We start from the raw sequence: 22,593 nt of genomic DNA on the forward strand, positions 1-22,593 counted from the left end.
ACGTTGATGTACAACAGTGTTGTACTACCCTGAGGGTGATCGCGGCGACGCTGCCGCGATCGACGATCTCCCTCGACCGACCCGAAAGGAAACGAGATGAGAATCCGAGGCAAGGCTGCCGCGGTCGTCGCAGCCGGAGCAGCGCTCGTGCTGCTTGCCGGGTGCACACCCCGCGACACCGAGACGTCGCCGACCGGCGACGCGACGTTCGCGCCCGTCGAACTCGTCGACGCGCTGCCCGCCGGCACCACCGAAGTCGACGAGGTCACCTGGGCGCTCGTCGAGGGGGAGCCGCGTTCGCTCGTGCCGGGTGCGGACTACAACTTCGTGCAGCCCAACCTCTGCACCAGCCTGCTGACCGTGCAGCCCGACTTCTCGGTCGCGGCGGGCATCGCCGAGAACGCGGACTGGGTCGACCCGGTGACGTTCGTCATCGACATCCGTCCGGGCGTCACCTTCTGGGACGGCTCCGCGGTCACCCCCGACGACATCGTGTACAGCCTCGAACGACACCACAGCGACATCACCTCGGCGTTCTACGGCGCGTTCGTGCTCGTCGCACCCGAGAACGGCATCGAGGTCACCGGCGACAACCAGGTGACCGTGCACTTCGTCGCACCCGACACGACCTTCCGCGACGCGCTGACGGGGGGCGCCGGAGCAGTGCTCAGCAAGGCGGTGAGCGAGGAGCAGGGCGATGCGCTCGGCACGTCGGGAGGCGAGCTGATGTGTGCCGGGCCCTACAAGCTCGAAAGCTGGACCCCCGGCAGCGAGATCGTCACGGTCGCCAACGAGGACTACTGGGACGGCGCGCCGCTGGTGAAGAAGCTGACCTACAAGTTCATCCCGGATGGCACCACGCTCACCAACGCCCTCCTCGCGGGCGAAGTGGACGGCGCGTTCAACGTCGCGCCCGCCAGCCGTGACGCGTTCGCCTCCTCCGACACCGGGCAGTTCGTGATCGGGCCCTCGACCGCCTCGTTCTCGTTCGGCCCGACGCGCGAGGCCGGGGCGGGGGCGAACCCGAAGATCCGCCAGGCGCTCAGCCTCGCGATCGACCGCGAGCAGTACATCGCGACCGTCCTGCACGGTCTCGCGCAGCCGCAGAGCACCTTCGTGGCGCCGTTCTCGTGGTCGGGCGCGGCCGCGGCCGACGTCTACCAGGCCGGCTACGACGCCCTCGAGGCGCCCCACGTCGACCTGGATGCCGCGAAGAAGCTCGTCGAGGAATCGGGGGAGGACACCTCGGTGCCGCTGCGCCTCGCGATCCCGGCCGGCAACAAGGAGCTGTCGCAGACCGCGGTGATCGTGCAGAGCGCGGCCTCGCAGATCGGCCTGACCATCGAGATCGACGAGCGCCAGGCCGCCGACTTCGCGGCCATCTTCCTGCCTGACCCCGGCCCCCGCGACAGCATCGACTTCGTCGCGACCACCGGCTACACCGAGACCCCGGGCGTGCTGACCTACCCGCAGCTTTTCGTGCTGCCGCCCGACCAGGGCGGGATCTTCAACTGGACCGGCTATGCGAACGCCGATGTCACCGCCGGTGTGCAGGCGGCGCGCACGACGCCCGATGCGAACGGCGCCGCCGAGGCGTACGTCGGCGCCCAGGAGGTCTTCGCTCCCGACCAGTTGCAGGTCACACTCGCTGGCTCGTACCACACGACGTTCCTCGGCAACGACCTGACGGGCGTCGTGACCTCGGTGGCGGCGTACGCCAGCCCGTGGGCCTTGCGTCTCGGTGGCAAGTGATCCGCCCGCACCACCACGTCGGAGGAGGATGACGATGAACGCCAGCGTGGCCCGGCAGCTGCTGGGCAAGCTCGGAGGACTGCTCCTCACGCTGTTCCTGTCGAGCGTCGTCATCTTCTCGGCCGTGCTGCTCACCCCCGGCGACCCGGTCGTCGCGCTCGCCGGGGGTGTGCGGCCCACGCCGGAGATGATCGAGGCCATCAAGGCCGCGCATCACCTCGACCAGCCGGTCTGGGTGCAGTACCTGTACTGGATCGGCGGGGTGCTCACCGGCGACCTCGGCACATCGTTCGTGTACAAGACACCGGTCACCGAGCTCATCGCCCCGCGCTTCGGGGTCACCCTTCTGCTCGTGCTGTACACGATCGTGCTCATCGCGATCTTCGGCGTCGGCTCGGGCATCCTCGCGGCGACGCGGGGCCGCGCAACCGACCGGGCGGTGCTCGTGACCACGTCGTTCGGGGTCGCGCTGCCGACCTTCGTCGTCGCGATCCTGCTGATCTGGGTCTTCGGGCGGGTCCTCGGGCTGTTCCCGGTCTACGGGGCCGGCGAGGGACTGCTCGACAACCTGTACCACCTGACTCTTCCGGCGATCTCGCTCTCGGTGCTCTACATCGCGTACCTCAGCCGCATCACGCGCGGCGCCGTGGTCGGGCAGCTGCACTCCGAGCATGTCGACACGGCCCGGGTGCGCGGCATCCCTCGCTCCCAGATCTTCCGTCGCCACGTGTTCCTGAACGCGTCGCCGCAGATCCTCGCGATCTCCGGCGCGACGGTCGCGGGGCTGTTCGCGGCATCGGCGATCGCCGAGCAGGCGTTCGGGATCGGCGGGATGGGGTCGCTGCTCACCGAGGCGGCTGCCCGCAAAGACATTCCCGTCGTGCAGGTGATCTCGCTCCTGCTCGTGATCCTCTTCGTCGTGCTCAACGCCGCCGCCGACGTCGCGATCGCGCTGATCGACCCCGACTCCGTGAAGCCCAGGAGGACCGCATGAGCGTCGCCCAGCTGGCCGGCGGCCGCGTGCCCACGTTCGCTCGCCGCCTCTCCGTGCGCGACCCGCTGCTGATCGCGGCCGGGATCGTGATGATCGGCATCCTCGCGATGGCGCTGTTCGGCCCGTGGCTCGCGCCGTACGACCCGAACCAGCTCTACGTCGGACCCATCTCGGCTCCACCGTCGCTCGAGCACTGGATGGGCACCGACGACCTCGGTCGCGACATCCTGTCCCGTGTGCTCGTCGGCGCCGCGCCGAGCGTGTTCGCGCCCATCGTCGTGGTGATCGCGTCGTCGCTCCTCGGTGCCCTCATCGCGATCGTCTCGGCGTGGTTCGGCGGCTGGGTCGACGGCGTGAGCTCGCGGCTCATCGAGGTGATCTTCGCGATCCCGGGTCTCGTGCTCGCGATCCTCGCCGTGTCGATGTTCGGCAAGGGGCTCATCGCGCCGATCGTGGCGCTGTCGATCGCGTACGTCCCGATCGTCGCTCGCCTGATGCGCGCCTCGGCTCGCAGCGAGCTCGCGAAGCCTTACATCGCGGCACTGCGCATCCAGGGCGTGGGATCCCTGGCGATCTGCTTCCGGCACCTCGTGCCCGCCCTGCTGCCGGCCCTGCTCGCACAGTCGACCGTCGGCTTCGGCTACGCGATGCTCGACCTCGCCGCGATCTCGTTTCTGGGACTCGGCGCGCAGCCGCCGTCGGCGGACTGGGGCGTGATGATCGCAGCCGGACAGCCGTCGCTGCTCGTCGGGGCGCCCGAGCAGTCGTTGTTCCCTGCCGCGCTGGTCGTCGTGACCGTTCTCGCCGTGAACATCCTCGGCGCCCGCGTGACCACGTGGGCGGAAGGAGCCGACCGATGACCTCCGTCCTCGAACTCGATCACGTCTCGATCTCCGCCCCCGGCACCGAGGCACCGCGCGCCATCGTGCACGACTGCACGCTCCAGGTGAAGGCGGGCGAGGCGCTGGGCCTGGTCGGCGAGTCCGGCTCGGGCAAGACCCTGTCGGTGCGTGCGGTCGCGGGCCTGCTCCCCGAGGGCTTCACCGTGGGTGGCACGATCCGCATCGACGGGGAGGACATCGCGGCGCTGCCCGCCAAGCGGCTGCGCGAGATCCGCGCCCGCCGCCTCGGCATGGTGTTCCAGACGCCGCGCGCGCACCTGAACCCGCTGCGCACCATCGGGGACTTCATGACCGAGGCGCTGATCTCGGTCGCGGGGGAGAAGCCGGATGCCGCCGACCGGCGCGCGCAGGATCTCCTCGCCGAGGTCGGCATCCCCGACCCCGCGCGTCGCATGCGGCAGCGGCCGGGTGATCTCTCGGGCGGACTGCTGCAACGCGTGATGATCGCCGCGACGCTCGCGATGGACCCGCCGGTCCTCCTCGCCGACGAGATCACGACGGCCCTCGACGTCACCACGCAGGAGGAGGTGATGGCGGTCATCGCGGACCTCCGGCGCCACCGAGACCTCGCTCTGCTGTTCATCACGCACGATCTGGCCCTCGCCGGCGCGGTGTGCGACCGCGTCGCGGTGATGCAGCACGGTCGCACGATCGAGACGCTGCGAGCCGCGACGATGAGGACGGATGCTGCGGACCCGTACACGCAGCGGCTGCTCTCGGCCACGCTCCCCGGTGACCTGATCGCCGAGCGGACCGCTGCGGAGGCACCGGTGCTCGAGGTCGGAGGACTGCGCAAGACCTTCCAGGTGCGCTCGCCACGCGGCGGTCGCGAGGAGTTCGTCGCCGTCGACGACGTCGGCTTCGCCCTGGCGCGCGGCGGTTCGCTCGGCGTCGTGGGGGAGTCGGGCTCGGGCAAGTCCACGACGGCGCGCATCATCTGCGGTCTGGAGAAGGCCGACGCCGGAACGGTGACGGTCAAGGGCGAGGACTGGACCACGCCCGCACGGCGTGCCTCCGACCGCCGCGCTCGCGCACGGATCGCCCAGATGGTCTTCCAGGACCCCTACCAGTCCCTCGACCCTCGACAGACGGTGCGTCTGTGCCTCGCGGAGGCGGTGGCCGTGCACCGTCGCCGCATCGCCCGCGCCGAGCTCGACCTCCGCGTCGACGATCTGATGGCAGCGGTGAAGCTCGATCCCGCGCTCGCGGCTCAGCGGCCGCGATCACTGTCGGGCGGCCAGCGTCAGCGCGTCGCGATCGCGCGGGCGCTCGCCGCCGACCCCGAGATCCTCGTGCTCGACGAGGCGGTGTCGGCGCTCGACGTGACGACCCAGGTCGAGATCCTGACGCTGCTCGACGCCATCCGTCGGGAGACCGGTGTCGCGCTGCTGATGATCTCGCACGATCTCACCACCGTGCGGCGGCTATGCGACCACGTCGTGGTCATGAAGTCGGGCGCCGTGGTGGAGCAGGGCCCCATCGCCGACGTGCTCGATCGCCCGAGCGCCGAGTACACCCGCACCCTCCTCGACTCCATCCCGCGCGCGGGATGGGTGCCGCGCCGACGGCTGCCCGTCCGCACGTCTGCACTGCCCGCGGTAGCCACGAGGACCACCCGGATCATCACACCCCGAGGAGAGAAATGACCGATCGCCGGCTCTGGCAGCTCAGCGTCCGCGAGCTCGCGGACGCTGTCCGCACGCGAGAGATCACGGCCCGCGCCGTGATCGACGCGCATCTCGCGCGGATCGACGAGGTGAACCCGGCCGTCAACGCGCTCACCGTCGTGTTCCACGACCGGGCGCGTGCTCTCGCCGAGCGCGTCGATGCGGCGCTCGATGCCGGCGAGGACGCCGGCCCGCTCGCGGGCGTGCCGTTCACCGTCAAGGAGAACATCGACCTGACATGGTCGGCGTCGACGAGCGGATGGCCTTTCATGGCCGAGGCGGTTCCCGCGAAGGACGCGACGATGGTCCGCCGCCTGCTCGAAGCCGGCGCCATCCCGGTCGGACGCGGCAACATGCCCGACTGGGGGCTGCGGTGGGACACCGACAACGATCTGTTCGGCCGCACGCTGAACCCGTGGGACCCGTTCCGGGTGCCCGGCGGCTCGAGCGGCGGAGACGCGGTGGCCGTCGCCACCGGCATGACACCGCTCGGTCTCGGCAACGACTACGGCGGCTCGCTGCGCCTTCCTGCGTACGCCGCCGGAGTGTGCGCACTGCGACCGTCGGCGGGCAGGATCCCGGCTCCGATGGCGGAGATCACCGAGCCGGTGGCGCTGTCGCTGCAGTTCTTCGCCGTCAACGGTCCGATCGCCCGCCGTGTCGACGACCTCGACGTCGCCTTCGCGCTCATGCACGGGGCGGACGGGAGCGACCCGACCACTGTGACCGTGCCGCATCCGTCCTCCTACGACGGCCCGAAGCGGGTCGCCGTCGTACGCGACCCGCTCGGCTGGGGCATCGATCCGCAGGTCGCCGCCGCGATCGGCCGCGCCGCCGACGCGCTCGCCGCCGCGGGGTGGGAGGTCGACGAGGTCGAGCCGCCCCTCATCGAAGAGGCCGCGACCCTCTGGCGGCAGATCTCAACGACAGAGATGGTCGGCGCGTTCCTGCCCGGCGCGCTGCCGGCGCCGCTGTCGCACGGGTCGACACAGTACTTCCTCGACAACGCCCGGGAGACCGCGGTGCTGGCCTCGGGCGAGGCCTACGGCGGCGCCTGGGCACGCCGCACGGTGATCGCGGCGGCGTGGGAGAGGTTCCAGGCCGAGTACCCGATCGTGCTCGGCCCCGTTTCGGCGCGGCGCATGCCCGAAATCGGATTCGATCTGTCCGGCCCGGCCGCGACCACCGAGCTCTGGCGCGACCACCGTCTGCTCGTCACCGTGAACTTCTTGGGCCTGCCGTCGGTCGCCGTGCCGACGGGGCTGGACGAGGACGGGCTCCCGACGGGCGTCCAGCTGATCGGCCCCCGCAACGGCGACCACGTCTCGCTCGCTGCGGCCCGCGACGTCGAGGCTGCCCTCGGCACGCTGACGCCGGTGCAGACGCCGGTCGCCGGAGCTGTCGCGTGAGCGCGTTCGCACCCGGGCTCGAGTTCGTCTTCGAGCTGAAGGTGGCAGTGGCGGACCCGATCCGGGTCGGACGCACGGACTCCGAGGACCTCAACGTCACGCCCATCCTCGGCGGCACCATCGAAGGACCGCGGCTGACCGGGCGGGTCCTCCCTGTTGGCGCGGACTGGTGGGTGACGCGCGCGGCCACCACCCAGCTCGACGCCCGCTATCTGATCGAGGCTGACGACGGTGCGGCGATCGACGTGGTCAACCGCGGCTACTGGCACGCCGGTGAAGACGTCGAGCGGCGGCTGCACGCGGGCGAGCCGGTCGGCGAGGACGAGCTCTACTACCGGACCGCCTTCGTGTTCCAGACCGGCGCCGCCACGCACCGCTGGCTCACCGAGGCGCAGTTCGTCGGCTACGCGCGGCCGGAGCCCGGTCACGTCTGCATCCGGGTGTTCCGACTGACCTGATTGGATGCTGCGGCCCGGCGATCGACGCCGGGTCGCAGCATCCGTCACGCGTACGCGAAGACGGGCGGGAAGACCACCACGACGATCGCCGCCCACCCGAGGTAGACGGGCATGAAGCCGGTCTGCCAGCGCTCGAGGCGCTCGAACGGTGCGCGGTGCATCGCGAACCGCAGCTGGAGCCAGGCCGCACCCGCGAGGTTCGCGAGCAGGATGACGTTGAGCCCGAGCGAGGCGAGCTTGTTGGGGCTCGCGCCCCACTCGGCGATACGCCCGATCATCGCGACGAGCACCATGATGTCGACGACGAGCGCCGCGACGGCCATGAGCAGCTGCATCCGGTCGAACCACGAGGGCGGCGCCAGCGGGTCACGCGCCGAGAGGGCGTACAGCAGCAGGCCGACCACGACGACGAGCACGATGTCGAAGAGGATGAGAAGGTCGCGCTGGCCGAACATCTCGGTCGAGCTGTCGTCGATGAGGCTGCCCTGGATGAAGCCCGCGACGATGAAGGCGAGCAGCAGTAGCGTGAACAACGGCGTGAAGAGCTTCGTGAGCACGGGAGCGATGTTCTCGATGACGCTCTGCTTCGCCTCGACCAGCCACGCCGCGACGATGATGGCGCCCGCGAGTCCGCACGGAACCATGACCTCCTCGACGAACCAGCCCGCGTCGAGGCCGATCGCCGCGAACACGCCCATCGTGAGCGCGATCAGCACGCCGCCGCCGAGCGCGATGAGCGCGAGGTAGACCACCCACTCGCCGGTGAACCGGATGAAGTCCATGCGGGCGCGGCTCGAGCGGAAGCGTCCGTTGACGTAGCCGATGCCGGTGACGAGCCACAGCACCACGACGAGGTGCGTCGCCGCGAGCATGAGGGTCGCGCCGCCCGGGGCGAACGGGTAGAGCGCCATCACGACGGCGGCCGCGACGAACGGCACGGCCACGATCGCGATGGTCGTGGGCGCCGCCTTGCGCCGGACCAGGAAGTACGCCGCGAGGAACGGCAGCACGAGCAGTGCGTACCAGCGGCCGTAGAAGTCTCCGTCCTCTGCGAACTGGATGCCGAACAGGGACGGGATCTTCACCGCCAGCGCGGCCGCCACCGCGAGCCCGACCGCGAGCAGCAGCCCGCCGCCGGTCCGTGGGGCGCGCGGCTCGTCGTGGAACATCAGCTGCTTCCAGAGGCGCTCGGAGTGCTCACGCGCGAACTCGCGCGACAGGTCGTCGAGGCCGCCGAGCCGCTTCACCGCGACGAGGAACGCTTCGTCGCCGTCGAGACCGGATGCCTCGAGCCGGTCGATCTGGCCGCGCAGATGGTCTTCGAGCTCGTCGACGTCGCGGCCGTCGATCGCCTCCGGGCGCGAGACGTATGCGCGCCACGTCGAGATCTGCTCTTCGATGCGGGGGTCGAGGTCTTCGGTCATGTCAGGCCCCTCCGAACGCCGGGACGCCGGCGAAGTCGGTGCCGCCGTCGCGATCCGACCACACGCGCTGCAGAGCGCGGCTCACGACCGCCCACTGCTGCCGCTGCTCGGCGAACGCCGCGCGGCCGGTCTGGCTGAGCCGGTAGTGCTTACGCGGTCGGCCGCTGGGGGACGCGCCCCACGACGACTCGACGTGCCCGAGGCGCTCGAGTCGGTGCAGCAGCGGATACAGCATGCCGTCGCTCCATTCCAGCTCTCCGCCCGACAGCTCGCCCACCCGCTGCAGGATCGCGTAGCCGTAAGACTCGCCCTCCGCGAGGATGCCGAGCACCATCGGCGTCGCCGCCGCGGCGACCAGGTCCTTGCCGATCTTCACGTCGCCTCCATACCTAGAAGTCCTAGGTACATAGAAGTACAAGTTATCTAGAACCGCAAGGTAAACATCGTGACGCCCCGTGACACCGCGCGGCGCAGCGGGTCGCACGGTGGGAATGCGGTCGCCCACGCCGTGTTGGGATGGAAGGGCGAACCGCCCTGTCCCCGGACGAAGGAATCGAATGACCCTCCCCGCGAGCACCCCCGACACCGTCACCGACGCGCGCTGGCGCGCCGTGTCGAGCGAGCACGGCATCGCCGCACTGCGCCACACGCACTGGCTCGACACCGAGCCGCGCGCGTACGGCGGGGCACCCGGGGTGTGGCGGGCGGTCGACGGCAAGGTCGCCGGCACGGGGCTTCGCGCCGACGTCGCCGGTGCTCCGGTCGACGACATCGTGCTCGCTCCCGGCGAGCACGTCGATGTGGGCGGCGTCCGACTCAAGGCCATCAGCCGCGAGGGCGCGCCGGCGCTGCGCGTGTTCGACCCCGAGACTCCCGGGCGCACGCGACTGCGCGGCATCCTGTCGTTCCCTCACGACGATGCGTGGGCGCTCCCCGGGATCTTCCGCCCTGCGGCCGAGGGCGAGATCAACGTCATCCGCAGCGTCGACGGCTACGAGCGCGAGGAGCCCGCGGTGGGCACGATCGCGCTCGAGATCGGCGGATCGCAGGTCGAGCTCACCGTCACGGGGGATCCCGCCCAGGGGCTCAGCGCGGTGATCGCCGACGCGACGAGCAACGTCGACGCCTACCGGTTCCGGTTCCTCGAGATCGACGCGCCGGCCGCGGACGGCACCGTGACCGTGGACTTCAACCAGGCGTACCTGCCGCCGTGCGCGTTCAGCGACCACTACGTGTGCCCGCTCCCGCCGGCGAACAACCGCCTCACGGTCCGTGTCGAAGCAGGGGAGCGGGTGACCGAACTCGCGTGAGAGTGGTGCTCGCACCCCGGGGCGGGGTGCGAGCACAATGGTGCCACGGTCGGAGCGCGTCCGGCATCGCCCAAAACGAGGAGCCTCGCCATGGCCCGTTCCCTCTCCGACATGCGCGAGCGTTCCCGCGCGCGGGCGAAGGCCCGCGCCGAGGCGCGGGCCGAGCTGAAGAACACCGCGTACGAGATCTTCATCGGCGTGCTGTCGATCATTTCGATCCTCAACCTCGTGCTGATGTATGCGATCGTCGGCGATACCGCGCTCGAGCTCGTGCTCTCGGTCATGAACGCGCTGTTCAGCGCGATCTTCCTCGGCGACTTCATCTACCGGATCTCGACGGCACCGAAGGCGTCGCGCTACTTCTTCCGCGGCTTCGGCTGGGCAGACCTGCTGGCCAGCCTGCCGTTCCCGCAGTTCAAGATCCTGCGGCTGTTCCGCCTGCTGCGGGTCTTCCGGCTGCTGCGCGAGCTCGGCCCGCGGACCGTCTGGACCACCCTCATCCACGACCGCGCGAACAGTGCGCTGATGACCCTGCTGCTGATGGGCATCCTGGTGCTGCAGTTCGGCAGCATCTCGATCCTCTACGTCGAAGAGGACGCCGACGGCGCGAACATCACCTCGGCCTCCGACGCGCTCTGGTACACGATCGTCACGATCTCCACCGTCGGCTACGGCGACCAGTACCCGGTCACCAACGTCGGCCGCATGATCGGCACGCTGATCATCGTGGTCGGCGTCGGCATCTTCGGCACCTTCACCGGTTACCTCGCGAACCTCTTCCTCGGTCCGCGCAAGGCCGCAGAAGATGCGGAGACGGATGCTGAGACCCCGGCAGCGACCGACGGCGCGACCGTCGCGTCCACCGAGGCGGCGTCGATCGCCGATCACGCCGCGAACGGCGTCGCGGCGGGGGCGGTGGCGGGCGCCGTCAAGGCAGGGGCCGCCGCGGGCCAGGGGAGCGGACCGGGTGCGCCGATCGCGGGCACGCGGGAATCGCCCGAGCTCGAGCCCGAGGTCCGCGAGGCGGACCCCGAGGACACTGTAGAGCGCCTCCGCGCGCTGCTCGCGCAGTCCGAGGAGACGATGGCGGAGATGCGCCGTCTCCTCGCCGACGCGACGCGGTAGTCGCCGGACGCCTTGCTGCCCACCGACGGCTCGGGCAGTGGGCGGCACGGAATGTTCGCGCTCACATCCGTTATCTGTTCGTTGCATGATCACGGCACGTAACCGCTTGTGAGCGCTAACAGTGAGCGCTAACATCCTGAATCGCGGCCATGTCGGCCGCTCCGGAACCAAGAGCGCTGCGGCCAGCCTCGCGCCCGGATGAACAAGGAGGTTCACTCACATGAAGAAGCTGCTCTCGATCGCCGCCGCAGGCGCGCTGATCCTCGGCCTCGCGGGCTGCGCGTCCGGCAGCGGCGGCACCGGCACGGAGTCGGAGGGGCCGAAGGCTCTCGACGAGCTCGTCGTCGGCTTCGCGCAGGTCGGCGCCGAGTCGGGCTGGCGCACTGCCAACACCAAGGACATCCAGGCCGCGTTCGCCGACGCGGGCATCGAGCTCAAGTTCTCCGACGCGCAGCAGAAGCAGGAGAACCAGATCAAGGCGATCCGCTCGTACATCCAGCAGGGCGTCGACTACATCGCCTTCTCGCCCGTCGTCGAGACCGGCTGGGACGCCGTCCTCAACGAGGCGAAGGCCGCCGGCATCCCGGTGGTCCTCACCGACCGCGCCGTCGACAGCAAGGACACCTCGCTGTACGTCAGCTTCCTCGGCTCGGACTTCATCGAGGAGGGCAAGAAGGCCGGCCTCTGGGTGCTCGACCAGTACAAGGACACCACCGAGAAGGTCAACATCGTCCAGCTCGAGGGCACGACCGGCGCGGCTCCCGCGATCGACCGCGCCGAGGGCTTCGCCGACGTGATCCGTCAGAACGAGAACCTCGAGGTGATCGCGAGCCAGACCGGTGACTTCACCCGCGCCGGGGGCAAGCAGGTCATGGAGGCCATGCTGAAGTCCAACCCCGACATCGACCTCGTCTACGCGCACAACGACGACATGGGTCTGGGCGCGATCGAGGCGATCGAGGCCGCGGGCCTCGTCCCCGGCGAGGACATCAAGATCGTCACCGTCGACGCGGTGCACGACGGCATGCAGGCACTCGCCGACGGCAAGATCAACTTCATCGTCGAGTGCTCCCCGCTGCTCGGCAACCAGCTGGTGGACATCATCAAGACCCTCAATGACGGCGGCACCGTCGAGCCGAGGATCATCACCGAAGAGACCACCTTCACCCAGGAGCAGGCCATCGAGGCGCTGCCCGACCGGCAGTACTGAGCACCGGAACGTGGCGGGGACGGATGCCGCGGCATCCGTCCCCGCCACTACCCTCGATTCGACCCGCCCGCACTGTCCGCAGCGACGACGCCGTCGCCCCTCGTTCGACGGAGAACCCAGGATGACCGACACCACGCGCCCGCCCGCGCCCGAGCCCGTCGTCGAGATGACCGACATCTCGATCTCGTTCCCGGGCGTGAAAGCCCTCGACGGCGTCTCGTTCCGCATGTTCCCCGGCGAGGTGCACTCGCTCATGGGGGAGAACGGCGCCGGCAAGTCGACGCTGATCAAGGCGCTCACCGGCGTCTACCAGGCGGACTCCGGGACCATCACCCTGGGTGGCGACGAGGTGTCGTTCCACTCCACGGCGCAGGCGCAGGACGCCGGCATCTCGACGGTGTACCAGGAGGTCAACCTTCTGCCGAACCTGTCGGTCGCCGAGAACATCATGCTGGGTCGCGAGCCGCGCCGCTTCGGCGCGATCGACACGCGCCGCATGCGTCTCCAGGCGCGCGACGTGCTGGAGGGCCTCGGGCTGGAGGTCGACCCCGCGTCGCTGCTCGGCTCGCACTCGCTCGCGATCCAGCAGCTCATCGCGATCGCGCGCGCGATCAACATCGACGCCCGTGTGCTGATCCTCGACGAGCCGACCTCGAGCCTCGACGCCGACGAGGTCGCAGAGCTCTTCCGCATCATCCGGTCGCTCAAGGAGAGCGGTGTCGCGATCCTGTTCGTCTCGCACTTCCTCGACCAGGTCTATGAGATCGCGGACCGCCTGACGGTGCTGCGCAACGGCCGCCTCGTGGGGGAGTACCTGACGCCCGAGCTCCTGCGCATCGACCTGGTGCAGAAGATGATCGGCAAGGAGATCGCCGCGCTCGACGACCTCGAGCAGCGCGTCCGCGAGACGGACGCGGATGCCGGCGACCCGACGGTCTTCCTGCGCGCCCAGGGCGTCGGGCGCCGGGGCGCGGTCGCGCCCGTCGACGTCACGATCCACGAGGGCGAGGTGGTCGGCTTCGCCGGGCTCCTCGGCTCGGGTCGCACCGAGGTGGCGCGCCTCCTCGGCGGCATCGACCGCGTCGACAGCGGCAGCGTCGCCATCGGCGACGAGCAGGCGAAGCTGCGCACCCCGCGCCAGGCGCTCTCGCGGCGTATCGCGTTCTCGAGCGAGAACCGCCGTTCGGAGGGCGTCGTCGACGAACTCACCGTGCGCGACAACATCGTGCTCGCCCTGCAGGCCGATCGCGGATGGTTCCGGCCCATCCCGAAGAAGCGGCAGGATGAGCTCGCCCAGAGCTACATCCAGGCGCTCAACATCCGCCCCGCCGACCCCGACGCCATCGTGCGCAACCTTTCGGGCGGCAATCAGCAGAAGGTGCTGCTCGCCCGGTGGCTCGCCGTGGCGCCGCGCCTGCTCATCCTCGACGAGCCCACGCGCGGCATCGACATCGGCGCCAAGGCCGAGATCCAGAAGCTGGTGGTGAGCCTCGCCGAGAACGGCATGAGCGTCGTCTACATCAGCGCCGAGCTCGAAGAGGTGCTGCGCCTCAGCCACCGCATCATCGTGATGCGCGACCGCCAGAAAGTGGCCGACCTCGTCAACGATGATCTCACCGTCGACAGCCTGCTCGCCCTCATCGCCGAGGGCAGCGGCGACGACACCGACACGGGAGCCTCCGCATGACCGCCCTCCTCGCCCGGTTCGCCTCGAGCCGGCTTTTCTGGCCCATCGTGATGCTCGCGGTGCTGCTGATCATCGACGTGATCGCGGTGCCCGGCTTCTTCGCGATCACGATTCGCGACGGCAACCTCTACGGCAGCCTGATCGACATCCTCCGCAACGGCGCCCCCACGCTGATCGTCGCGATCGGCATGACGCTCGTGATCGCGACGCGCGGCATCGACCTGTCGGTGGGCGCGGTCGCAGCGATCTCCGGGGCGGTGGCCTGCAGCATCCTGCTCGGCTCGCCCGATCCCGGCAATCCCGCCACGGTCGCCGTCGCGATCGTCGTGGCCCTGCTCATCTCGCTCGTGCTGGGCGTCTGGAACGGATTCCTCGTCTCGGTCATCGGCATCCAGCCGATCATCGCGACGCTCATCCTCATGACCGCCGGCCGTGGCGTCGCGATGCTCATCACCGAGGGGCAGATCCTCACGGTCACGAGCCCGCCGTTCAAGGCGCTCGGATCGGGCTTCTGGCTCGGCATCCCGATCGCGGTCTACATCGCCGCGTTCGTCTTCGTGCTCGCCGCCGTCTTCACCCGCCGCACGGCGCTCGGCATGATGATCGAGTCGGTCGGCATCAACCCGGAGGCCTCGCGGCAGGCGGGCATCCGGGCGCGCGGACTGCTGTTCGTCGTGTACACGTTCTCGGCGGTCTGCGCGGCGATCGCGGGCCTGATCCTCACGGCCAACACCATGGCGGCCGACGCGAACAACGCGGCGCTGTTCATCGAGCTCGACGCGATCCTCGCGGTGGTGATCGGTGGCACGTCGCTCGCCGGCGGCCGGTACTCGCTCGCGGGCACGCTGGTCGGCGCCCTCGTGATCCAGACGCTCGTCACGACCGTCTACACGGTCGGCATCCCGCCGATCGCGACCATGGTCTTCAAGGCCGCCGTCGTCACCGTCGTCTGCCTGCTGCAGTCGCCGACGACGAACCAGGCACTCGCTTCATGGCGACGAAGCCTCGCCGTGCGCACAGGAAAGGGTGTGGCATCCGCATGACGACTCTCCTTCCGGCGCCCGCGCCGACGACGGGCGTCCCGCGCAAGGCGCCGAAGGGCCTCGGAGCCCGCATCCGCGACGCGTTCACGAGCCCGAAGTACGGTCCCGTGCTCGTCACCGCGGTGCTGTTCGTCGCGGTGTTCGTGATCGGCGGCATCCGCTACCCGGGCTTTCTCAGCGGTCAGGTGCTCCTCAACCTCTTCGTCGACAACGCGTACCTCATCGTGCTGGCGGTGGGCATGACGTTCGTGATCCTCACCGGCGGCATCGACCTGTCCGTGGGAGCGGTCGTGGCACTGTCGACGATGATCGCCGCCAGCCTGCTGCAGGCGGGGCTGCCGGCCGCCGTCGTCATCCCGCTCATCCTCGTCGCGACGAGCGTGCTGGGCCTGCTCGTCGGCCTCATGATCCACTACTTCAAAGTGCAGCCGTTCATCGCGACGCTCGCCGCGATGTTCCTGGCGCGCGGCCTCTGCTACGTGATCAGCCAGAGTTCGATCTCGATCACCGACCCGGCGTTCATCGCGCTCGCCGTCAGCCGGCTGCCGCTCGGCGGCGGGATGTCGATCACGTGGAGCGTCATTATCGCGGTGGTCGTCGTCGCCGTCGCCGTGTGGGTGCTGCACCGCACCCGCTTCGGTCGCACGGTCTACGCGATCGGCGGCGGCGAGCACAGCGGCATGCTGATGGGCCTGCCGGTGGCGCGCACGAAGGTGCTCGTCTACGTCGTGAGCGGCTTCTGCTCGGGCCTGGCGGGTGTGCTGTTCACCTTCTACACGCTCTCGGGCTACCCGCTCACCGCGATCGGCACCGAGCTCGACGCGATCGCGGCGGTCGTGATCGGCGGCACGCTGCTCGCGGGCGGCTACGGCTTCGTGCTCGGATCGGTGCTCGGCGTGCTCGTGCTCGGCATCATCCAGACGATCATCACGTTCGAGGGCACGCTGTCGTCGTGGTGGACGAAGATCTTCATCGGCGTCCTGCTTCTCGTGTTCATCGTGCTGCAGCGCGTGCTGACGGCGCGACGGCGATGACTCGGGGCGTGGGGCGCACGCTGGGGCAATCGTCGGTCGGGATAATGGGGAGCGGGGCGGGCCACCACGTTCCCGAGGGGAGCGGGCGCAGCACGTGAGCGCGAACGGCGACCGGAACCGCGTCGCGACGATCTTCGACGTCGCGCGCCTGGCCGGTGTTTCGCACCAGACGGTGTCGCGCGTCCTCAACGACCTGCCGAATGTGCGCCCTGCGACGCGCGAACGCGTCGAGAACGCGATCAAACAGCTGCGCTACGTGCCCTCGCAGGCCGCGCGGGCGCTGGTCACCAGGCGCTCACGCACGATCGGACTCGTCGCCACGGGGCTGCCCGACTACGGGCCGTCGAGCGTCGTGCTCAACTTCAACGAGTCCGCCCGCGACGCGGGGTACGCCGTCATCGCCACCAATCCCGCGGATGCCGCGGCCTCGACGCTGCGCTCCGCGACCGAGATGCTCATCCGGCAGAACGTCGAGGCGATCGTGCTGCTCGCCGCCGAGCGCTCGGCGCTCGACGCGTTCGACGGCTGGGAGCTCGGGGTGCCGCTCGTCTCGATCGCGTCGGAGTCCCGCGGTCGAGGCATCCGTGTCACGCTCGATCAGTACCAGGGCGCGCGCGCGGCCGTCTCGCACCTGCTCGAGCTGGGCCACCGGGACGTCGTGCACATCGCGGGCCCGGTGGGATCGATGGACGCCGAGGAACGGCTGCGCGGCTGGCGCGATCAGCTCGCGGAGGGGGGACTCATCGGGCGTGAAGCACCGCGGGGGGATTGGTCACCCGAGGCGGGGTTCCGCATCGGCACGGAGCTCGTGCGCGAGGGCGCGCCCGGCGCGGTGTTCGCAGCGAACGACCAGATGGCACTCGGGCTGCTGCACGCGCTCGCCGACGCGGGGCTCGCCGTTCCCGGGGATGTGAGCGTCGTCGGGTTCGACGACATCCCCGAGGCCGCCCACTTCTCGCCGCCGCTCACCACCGCCCGGCAGGACTTCGTCGGCCTCGGCCGCGACGCGATGGCCGCGGTCCTGACCCAGCTGCAGGACGAGGAGGCGACGGCCCCGCCGCCCACCCGCGTGCCGCAGCTCATCGTGCGGGCGAGCACGCGCGCCGTCTGAGGCCCCTGCGGCTCGCTCGCGGCTCGCTCGGGGGATCGCATCCTCATCTGAGGGAACGTGCCGGGATGCGGACCGGGATGGCGGTGCGGGCCCTCGTCTCGGCTCGCTCGCGGCTCTCGCGGCTGGCTCGCGGCTCTCTCGGCTGGCTCGCGGCTCTCGCAGCTCTCGCGGCTGACATCCTCATCTGAGGGAACGTGCCGGGATGCGGATCGGGACGGCGGTGCGGACCCTCGTCTCGGCTCTCGTCCTCAGTTGAGGACGGGAAACGCGAGCCTCAGTGGCGTGAGGCGAACGCGTTCCAGATGCCCGCACCCAGTACGACGGACGCCGCGAGCAGGGGCGCGACGAGTGCGGTGCCGGCTCCGGCGGCGTCGGCGGCGAGACCCGTGAGAGCGGATGCTGCGGACTGGCCGACGACGATGGCAGAGCCGAGCATCGTCATCACGGTGGCGGAACGGCCCCGCGGGCTGAACGCGGCGGCGAGGCTGTACTGCGTGACGAGCGTGGGGCCGATGCCGACGCCGATCACGAGGAGGCAGATCGCGATCGCGCCGACGCTGCCGACGAACGGCAGCGCGATGGTGCCCGCGACCAGGATCGACGCGAACGTGAGCCACCGCGCCCGCAGCGTGAAGCGCGCCGGGAACAGCGCCACGCCGAGAGCGAGGGCCGCAGACCCGATGCCCATCGCTCCGTAGACGAGCCCTGCCTGCTCGGGTACGCCGCGTTCGGCCATGAATGCCGTGAGCGAGGTCAGCATCGCGCCGAAGAACAGGCCCATTCCCAGCGCGCCGACGACGGGGGCCAGCACGCGCGGTCGGAACAGCTCGCGCAGCGGTGCCTGCTCGGGCCGGGCGGCGCCGGCGGATGCCGTCACGGTCCGAGCCGTGGGATGCAGCGCGAACGCGCCCACGAAGATCAGGCCCAGCACAGCGGCGCCGACCACCGGGGCGGCGGGGTTGAGAGTGGTCGCGAGCAGGCCGACGATCACCGGGCCGAAGACGAACACGATCTCGTCGGCCGCGGACTCGTACGCCATCGCTCCGTTCACGACGGGCGTCCGGCGCTCCTTCGGGTACGCGCGGCCGATGATGCCGACGAGGCGGCTGCGGGAGAGCGGGGCGACCTGGGGCATGGTCGCGCCGATGAAGAACGCGACGGCGAGGAGCGCAGCATCCGGAACCGGCGCGAAAGCCAGCCACGCCATCGTCGCGAGCATCGCACTGTTCGCCGCGCCGGCGATCAGCAGCACGCGGCGCTGGCCGAAGCGATCGGCCGCGGCTCCCAGCAGCGGGCCGACGAGGGCGGTGCCGAGGCCGGTCATGGCGCTCGTCGCGCCGCCGAGCGCGAGCGAACCGCGCGCCGAGACGACGAGGGTCAGGATGCCGACCACCATCATCGCGAACGGCAGGCGCGCGATCAGCGCGATGGGGAAGTACGCGTAGCCGGCCTCGCGGATGAGGCTCGGGCGCCGGACGGCGGCGCGCGCAGCGGTGTCGGTCTCGACGAGTGTCGTGTGCATCTTGCTCCTGGCCATGCGCCGGGGGTCGGCGGCTGTTGGTGCCGCCTTGTGCGCAGCCGGGAGCCGCAGACAGGTAGATGCACATCGAAATGGGCACTGCCAGTCTACCGTGGCCGACCTGGGCAGGACCTGGCCGGGCTCTGGGCCCCGACTTCTCAGGGTTTGGGGCGCGTTGCACGCGTTCGGGGCGCACGTCGCGCGCCCCGAACACATGGAGCGCGCCCCGAACGCCGGCCGACCCGGTCAGAGCACGGCGCCGACCATCGCCTCGCCGAGCGGGGTGCGTCGGTGCAGCACCCGGGCGCCGTCGCGTGTGCTCGCGAGCAGGCCCGCGTCACGGAGCACGGTGAGGTGGTGTGAGGCGGTGGAGATCGCCAGGGCCGTGTCGCGCGCGACCTGCGAGGTGGTGCGCGGCTCGTGCGCGTCGAGCAGGATGCGCGCGCGTGCCGGGCCGAGCAGGGCGCCGAGCGCCGACGCCACGTCGGCGGGATCCCGCGCCCAGGTGGCGGTGACCCCCTGCGCCGGGTAGAAGAGCGTCGGCTGCGCCGGCGGTTCGGTGAGGACGAAGCATCCCGTGGAACCCATCACCGAGGGCACGAGCACGAGTCCGCTGCCGCGGCAGTCGACCACCTCGCTCCAGATGCGCATCGTGACGCGCACGGCTCCGTCCGACCATGCGACACGGTCGTGCAGGCCCTGGATCATCGCGCCGATGCCGCTCTCGGCGATGCGTCGCGAACGCACCGCGATGTCGGCCCGCAGCAGCCGCTCGAGCTGCGTCCACACCGGCGCGATGCCGGCGTTCCACACCGACAGCCATGCCTCGGCGATCATCGCCCGGGCGCGGTCGGGCCGCTCCAGCATGCGCTGCACGGCGGCGCGGCGGGTGCCGTCGGTGCGCACCAGCACCTTGGTCATGTCGACCTCGAATCGCTCGTCGTCGATCTCACGCAGCCGATCGGCCTCCGCCTCGGGAGTGAGTTCCCAGGTCGGGGTGGTGGTGAGGAAGTCGGGGAAGTAGCCGTCGTCGCGGATGAGAAGCGCGAGCAGGTCGAAGTCGTCGCGGGGGATCGCTCCGCGGGTCGCCCGCATCCATCCCCATTGCAGCGGGTATTCGTCGGGGCGGAGCAGCGCCCGCACCGCGTGGCAGAGCTCGTGACCGGGCGAGATGCCGAAACGGATCGCCGTCAGGTCGTCCGGAGCCAGTTGGAAGTCGACGAACTTTCGATCCACATCGAAACTATAGGGCTCGCAGAGCGCGGCGGCGAGGCTGGCTTCACATCACCACATGCGAACGGAGCATCCGATGACCACCACGATCCCGGCGATCGTTCCTGCCGAAGCCCTCGTCGTCGGCACGGGAAGGCTGCGTCGATTCATCGGCGCCGAGCACGGCGCGGCCGTGTCGTACTTCTTCGCCGACACCGAGCCCGGTCTGGGCCCCGACATCCACCGCCACCCGTATGCCGAGACATGGGTGGTGCTGGAGGGAGAGGCGCGTATCACGATCGACGGCGATACGCTCGACGCGGTCGCAGGCGACACCGTGACCGCTCCTGCAGAAGCGTGGCACGGCTTCGAGAACAGCGGCACCGACAGGTTGCGGGTGCTGTGCATCCACGCCTCCGACCGCATCGTCCAGGAGTGGCAGGATGCACCTGGAGTACTCGACATCCCGACCGGCAGCTGAGGAGAACCACATGTCGTTCCAGGCATATCTCGACAACGTCGAGGCGAAGACCGGGCTCACCCCGCGTCAGCTCATCGAGAAGGCGCACGAGAAGGGCTTCGACGAGACGACGAAGGCGACGCCGATCGTCGAGTGGCTCGCCGCCGACTACGGCCTCGGCCGCGGCCACGCGATGGCGATCGTGCACGTCATCACCAAGGGTCCGCAGATCAGCGACAAGCACGTGGGCACCGACACCACCCACTCCGACCCGTCGAACACGCTGTGGCTCGACGGCAAGGCGACGAACCCGAACCCCTGACCCGCCTGGCGGCGGGGCCGCGCTACTCGCGCCCCCGTCGCCGCCACCAGGGCCGACGGCGGGCCGCGGCATCCGATTCCTGCTGAACCCTCGTCACCCGCGCTGCGCGGCGCTCGCGCCACGCGGTCACCTCGGCCTCGACATCCCGAGTGGGCGTCACCACCGGCGGGCCGCCGAGCAGCTGCCGCCTGGCCTCGACGACGCGCCGGTTGAAGTCCTCGACTGCCTCTCGCACATCGACCTCGCGCGACAGCTCGTCGAGCCGCGCGGCGAACTCGGCATCCTCGACCCGCAGCCTCAGAGCGGGCGGGCCGAGGCCGGTGAGCTTCTCGGACTCGATCTTGCGGCGGATCCACCAGTCGGGATCGTGACTCTCGCCGAGGCCCGGTATCGGCTTTCCCGCACCGGGCAGGTCGTCGAAGTCGCCGCGCCGCATGGCCTGCTGGATCGCGGTCTCGACCACAGCAGCGCGATCGGCCGCCGAGTACGCCCGAGCGGCCTTCGACGCCGGCGCGGCCGCATCCGTCTCCTCGTCTTCCCCGTCGCCCGCGAGTCCCTGCTCGCGCTGCCACTTCTCGAAGCGGTAGCGCTCGGCGGATTCACGGGGGTTCTCGGTCATGAGCCCGCGATGTGATCCCGCCACGAGTGCTGCGGCTCGTACCCGAGCAGACGCCGGGCCTTGTCGATCGACAGGAGCGTGTCGTGCTCGCCGAGCTCTCGGGTCTCGACGCCGGGGAAGACCTCGGCGACCAGCTCGGCGTTGGGGCGCGACATCACGGTGTCGGCGGCGGCGATGATGTACGTCTCGAAGCCCGGCGGGGCGACCTCGAGCGCGCGCTGCACCGCCTGTGCGCCGTCGCGCGCGTCGATGTAGCCCCACAGGTTCCACTTGCGCTTCAGAGCGTCGTCGTCGTACGACGGGAACGCCTCGTAGTCCTCCGGCGCCATGACGTTCGAGAACCGCAGGCCCGTGATCGACAGATCGGGGTGCCAGCGCACGAGCTCGACGGCCATGCGCTCCTCGAGCGTCTTCACGAGCGAGTACACGGACTCCGGCCGCGGCGGGTACTCCTCGTCGACCGGGATGTACGGCGGGGGCACGTCGAACGGGAGTCCCAGCACGGTCTCGCTCGACGCGTACACGATGCGACGGATGCCGAGCCGCACGGCCGCCCAGAACACGTTGAACGTCGCGTTCATGTTGTTGTGGAACGTGGCGACATCGGAACGGATGCCGGGGGCCGGGATCGCGCCGAGATGCACGACGGCGTCGAACCCGTCGTGGCGGTCGTTCACGGCGGAGAGGGCGTCGACGACCTGGCCGTAGTCGGTGAGGTCGACCTGCACGAAGTCGGGGCCGCGCGTGCCGACGACGTCGATGCCGATGACGTCGTAGCCGGCCGCGCGCAGTTCGCGGGCGACGACGGTTCCGAGTTTTCCGGACGAACCGGTGAGGGCGATGCGCATGACTCCAGACTGCCACTGCGCGGGGGCCAGCGGGGCGAGAGGGCTAAGGTTGCCGCGATGGACGACAGCGGCGCGGCGCCCGGCGCCCGGGTGGGAGTGCGCGACGTGGCGCGTGCCGCGGGGGTCTCGACCCAGACGGTGTCGCGCGTGATCAACCAGCACCCGCACATCCGACCCGAGACCCGCGACCGCGTGCTCCGGGTGATCGAGGACCTGGGCTATCGCGTCAACAACGCCGCACGGACTCTCGGCACGCGGACCACGCGCACGCTCGGCGTCATCGCGTCCGACGCGACGCTGTACGGCCCGGCGGTCGGCATCGCGGCGCTGGAGGCGGGCGCGCGCGAGGCGGGGCGGTGGATCGCGACGGCCTACGCGGACGCGTCGGTGGAGGCATCCGTCCGCGACGGGGACAGCGTGCGGCTGGACCTCTACTACGTCGAGAACTGGTCCATCACGGGCGACATCGTCGTGCTCGCCAAGACCG

At 70.3% G+C, this 22,593-nt stretch carries 22 protein-coding genes; 16 read left to right on the forward strand and 6 right to left on the reverse strand.

Translation table 11 applies throughout. The features are described from left to right. Nucleotides 1-96 precede the first annotated feature (96 nt). Genes AC3A46_RS06300 through AC3A46_RS06325 form a run of 6 tightly spaced genes read left to right on the forward strand, consistent with a single transcriptional unit; the run spans nucleotide 97 to nucleotide 7,182 of the window. On the forward strand, nucleotides 97-1,752 hold the full coding sequence (locus tag AC3A46_RS06300) for an ABC transporter substrate-binding protein (RefSeq protein ID WP_487664348.1): 1,656 nt from the start codon (nucleotides 97-99) through the stop codon (nucleotides 1,750-1,752). Nucleotides 1,753-1,786: 34 nt separating this feature from the next. Next, complete coding sequence (locus AC3A46_RS06305; protein ID WP_487664349.1) at nucleotides 1,787-2,746, forward strand: ABC transporter permease; 960 nt, start codon at nucleotides 1,787-1,789, stop codon at nucleotides 2,744-2,746. Then, the gene (locus tag AC3A46_RS06310) at nucleotides 2,743-3,606 is read left to right on the forward strand and encodes an ABC transporter permease (RefSeq protein WP_487664350.1); all 864 of its coding nucleotides are present in this window, start codon (nucleotides 2,743-2,745) and stop codon (nucleotides 3,604-3,606) included. The genes AC3A46_RS06305 and AC3A46_RS06310 overlap by 4 nt, the downstream gene beginning before the upstream one ends. Beyond that, complete coding sequence (nikE, locus tag AC3A46_RS06315; RefSeq protein ID WP_487664351.1) at nucleotides 3,603-5,294, forward strand: nickel ABC transporter ATP-binding protein NikE; 1,692 nt, start codon at nucleotides 3,603-3,605, stop codon at nucleotides 5,292-5,294. Before AC3A46_RS06310 ends, nikE begins: the two co-directional genes overlap by 4 nt. Continuing rightward, the gene (locus AC3A46_RS06320; protein ID WP_487664352.1) at nucleotides 5,291-6,724 is read left to right on the forward strand and encodes an amidase; all 1,434 of its coding nucleotides are present in this window, start codon (nucleotides 5,291-5,293) and stop codon (nucleotides 6,722-6,724) included. The genes nikE and AC3A46_RS06320 overlap by 4 nt, the downstream gene beginning before the upstream one ends. Further along, entirely contained in the window at nucleotides 6,721-7,182 is a 462-nt protein-coding gene (locus AC3A46_RS06325) for a DUF3237 domain-containing protein (RefSeq protein WP_487664353.1), read from the forward strand. The genes AC3A46_RS06320 and AC3A46_RS06325 overlap by 4 nt, the downstream gene beginning before the upstream one ends. A gap of 44 nt (nucleotides 7,183-7,226) precedes the next feature. On the opposite strand, the gene AC3A46_RS06330 is transcribed toward AC3A46_RS06325, so the two are convergent. After that, complete coding sequence (locus AC3A46_RS06330; protein WP_487664354.1) at nucleotides 7,227-8,606, reverse strand: permease prefix domain 1-containing protein; 1,380 nt, start codon at nucleotides 8,604-8,606, stop codon at nucleotides 7,227-7,229. Nucleotide 8,607: 1 nt separating this feature from the next. After that, nucleotides 8,608-8,982, reverse strand: a complete 375-nt coding sequence (locus tag AC3A46_RS06335) for a PadR family transcriptional regulator (protein WP_378900814.1) — start codon at nucleotides 8,980-8,982, stop codon at nucleotides 8,608-8,610. A 181-nt stretch (nucleotides 8,983-9,163) separates the two neighbouring features. On the opposite strand from AC3A46_RS06335, the gene AC3A46_RS06340 reads away from it, so the two are divergent. From AC3A46_RS06340 to AC3A46_RS06370, 7 genes are all read left to right on the forward strand, one after another. Beyond that, nucleotides 9,164-9,916, forward strand: coding sequence for a DUF1684 domain-containing protein (locus tag AC3A46_RS06340; protein WP_487664355.1), 753 nt, complete (start codon nucleotides 9,164-9,166; stop codon nucleotides 9,914-9,916). Between the two features lie 90 nt (nucleotides 9,917-10,006). After that, the gene (locus AC3A46_RS06345) at nucleotides 10,007-11,041 is read left to right on the forward strand and encodes a potassium channel family protein (RefSeq protein ID WP_487664356.1); all 1,035 of its coding nucleotides are present in this window, start codon (nucleotides 10,007-10,009) and stop codon (nucleotides 11,039-11,041) included. A gap of 220 nt (nucleotides 11,042-11,261) precedes the next feature. After that, a complete protein-coding gene (locus AC3A46_RS06350; RefSeq protein WP_056368612.1) occupies nucleotides 11,262-12,251 on the forward strand; it encodes an ABC transporter substrate-binding protein in 990 nt (329 codons plus the stop codon). Nucleotides 12,252-12,372: 121 nt separating this feature from the next. Further along, nucleotides 12,373-13,938 carry a sugar ABC transporter ATP-binding protein gene (locus AC3A46_RS06355; RefSeq protein WP_487664357.1) on the forward strand — a complete coding sequence of 522 codons (1,566 nt, stop codon included), beginning with the start codon at nucleotides 12,373-12,375 and terminating at the stop codon, nucleotides 13,936-13,938. Next, nucleotides 13,935-14,981: an ABC transporter permease gene (locus AC3A46_RS06360; RefSeq protein ID WP_487664358.1), complete on the forward strand. Its 1,047-nt coding sequence runs from the start codon at nucleotides 13,935-13,937 to the stop codon at nucleotides 14,979-14,981. The genes AC3A46_RS06355 and AC3A46_RS06360 overlap by 4 nt, the downstream gene beginning before the upstream one ends. Continuing rightward, a complete protein-coding gene (gene yjfF, locus AC3A46_RS06365) occupies nucleotides 14,978-16,015 on the forward strand; it encodes a galactofuranose ABC transporter, permease protein YjfF (RefSeq protein WP_487664359.1) in 1,038 nt (345 codons plus the stop codon). Before AC3A46_RS06360 ends, yjfF begins: the two co-directional genes overlap by 4 nt. Before the next feature lie 94 nt (nucleotides 16,016-16,109). Next, nucleotides 16,110-17,126: a LacI family DNA-binding transcriptional regulator gene (locus AC3A46_RS06370; RefSeq protein WP_056368620.1), complete on the forward strand. Its 1,017-nt coding sequence runs from the start codon at nucleotides 16,110-16,112 to the stop codon at nucleotides 17,124-17,126. A 274-nt stretch (nucleotides 17,127-17,400) separates the two neighbouring features. Here AC3A46_RS06370 and AC3A46_RS06375 read toward each other — a convergent pair whose 3' ends face one another. Both AC3A46_RS06375 and AC3A46_RS06380 read right to left on the reverse strand, forming a co-directional pair. Beyond that, on the reverse strand, nucleotides 17,401-18,648 hold the full coding sequence (locus tag AC3A46_RS06375) for an MFS transporter (protein WP_487664360.1): 1,248 nt from the start codon (nucleotides 18,646-18,648) through the stop codon (nucleotides 17,401-17,403). A gap of 243 nt (nucleotides 18,649-18,891) precedes the next feature. After that, nucleotides 18,892-19,881 (reverse strand): ArsR/SmtB family transcription factor, encoded by a 990-nt coding sequence (locus AC3A46_RS06380; RefSeq protein WP_487664361.1) that lies wholly within the window; start codon nucleotides 19,879-19,881, stop codon nucleotides 18,892-18,894. Nucleotides 19,882-19,954: 73 nt separating this feature from the next. Between AC3A46_RS06380 and AC3A46_RS06385 the strand changes: the two genes are divergently transcribed. Together AC3A46_RS06385 and AC3A46_RS06390 are read left to right on the forward strand one after the other, a co-directional pair. Next, nucleotides 19,955-20,338 carry a cupin domain-containing protein gene (locus AC3A46_RS06385; protein WP_487664362.1) on the forward strand — a complete coding sequence of 128 codons (384 nt, stop codon included), beginning with the start codon at nucleotides 19,955-19,957 and terminating at the stop codon, nucleotides 20,336-20,338. 10 nt (nucleotides 20,339-20,348) lie between these two features. Beyond that, on the forward strand, nucleotides 20,349-20,639 hold the full coding sequence (locus AC3A46_RS06390; RefSeq protein ID WP_487664363.1) for a DUF4287 domain-containing protein: 291 nt from the start codon (nucleotides 20,349-20,351) through the stop codon (nucleotides 20,637-20,639). A 22-nt stretch (nucleotides 20,640-20,661) separates the two neighbouring features. Here AC3A46_RS06390 and AC3A46_RS06395 read toward each other — a convergent pair whose 3' ends face one another. Together AC3A46_RS06395 and AC3A46_RS06400 are read right to left on the reverse strand one after the other, a co-directional pair. Further along, nucleotides 20,662-21,258, reverse strand: coding sequence for a DnaJ family domain-containing protein (locus AC3A46_RS06395; RefSeq protein WP_487664364.1), 597 nt, complete (start codon nucleotides 21,256-21,258; stop codon nucleotides 20,662-20,664). Next, nucleotides 21,255-22,106: an NAD-dependent epimerase/dehydratase family protein gene (locus AC3A46_RS06400; RefSeq protein WP_487664365.1), complete on the reverse strand. Its 852-nt coding sequence runs from the start codon at nucleotides 22,104-22,106 to the stop codon at nucleotides 21,255-21,257. Before AC3A46_RS06400 ends, AC3A46_RS06395 begins: the two co-directional genes overlap by 4 nt. Nucleotides 22,107-22,163: 57 nt before the next feature. Here AC3A46_RS06400 and AC3A46_RS06405 point away from each other — a divergent pair. Then, on the forward strand, nucleotides 22,164-22,593 hold a 430-nt coding region (locus AC3A46_RS06405), incomplete at its 3' end, for a LacI family DNA-binding transcriptional regulator (RefSeq protein ID WP_487664366.1).

The organism is Microbacterium sp. Soil_C_42, from assembly GCF_057656735.1.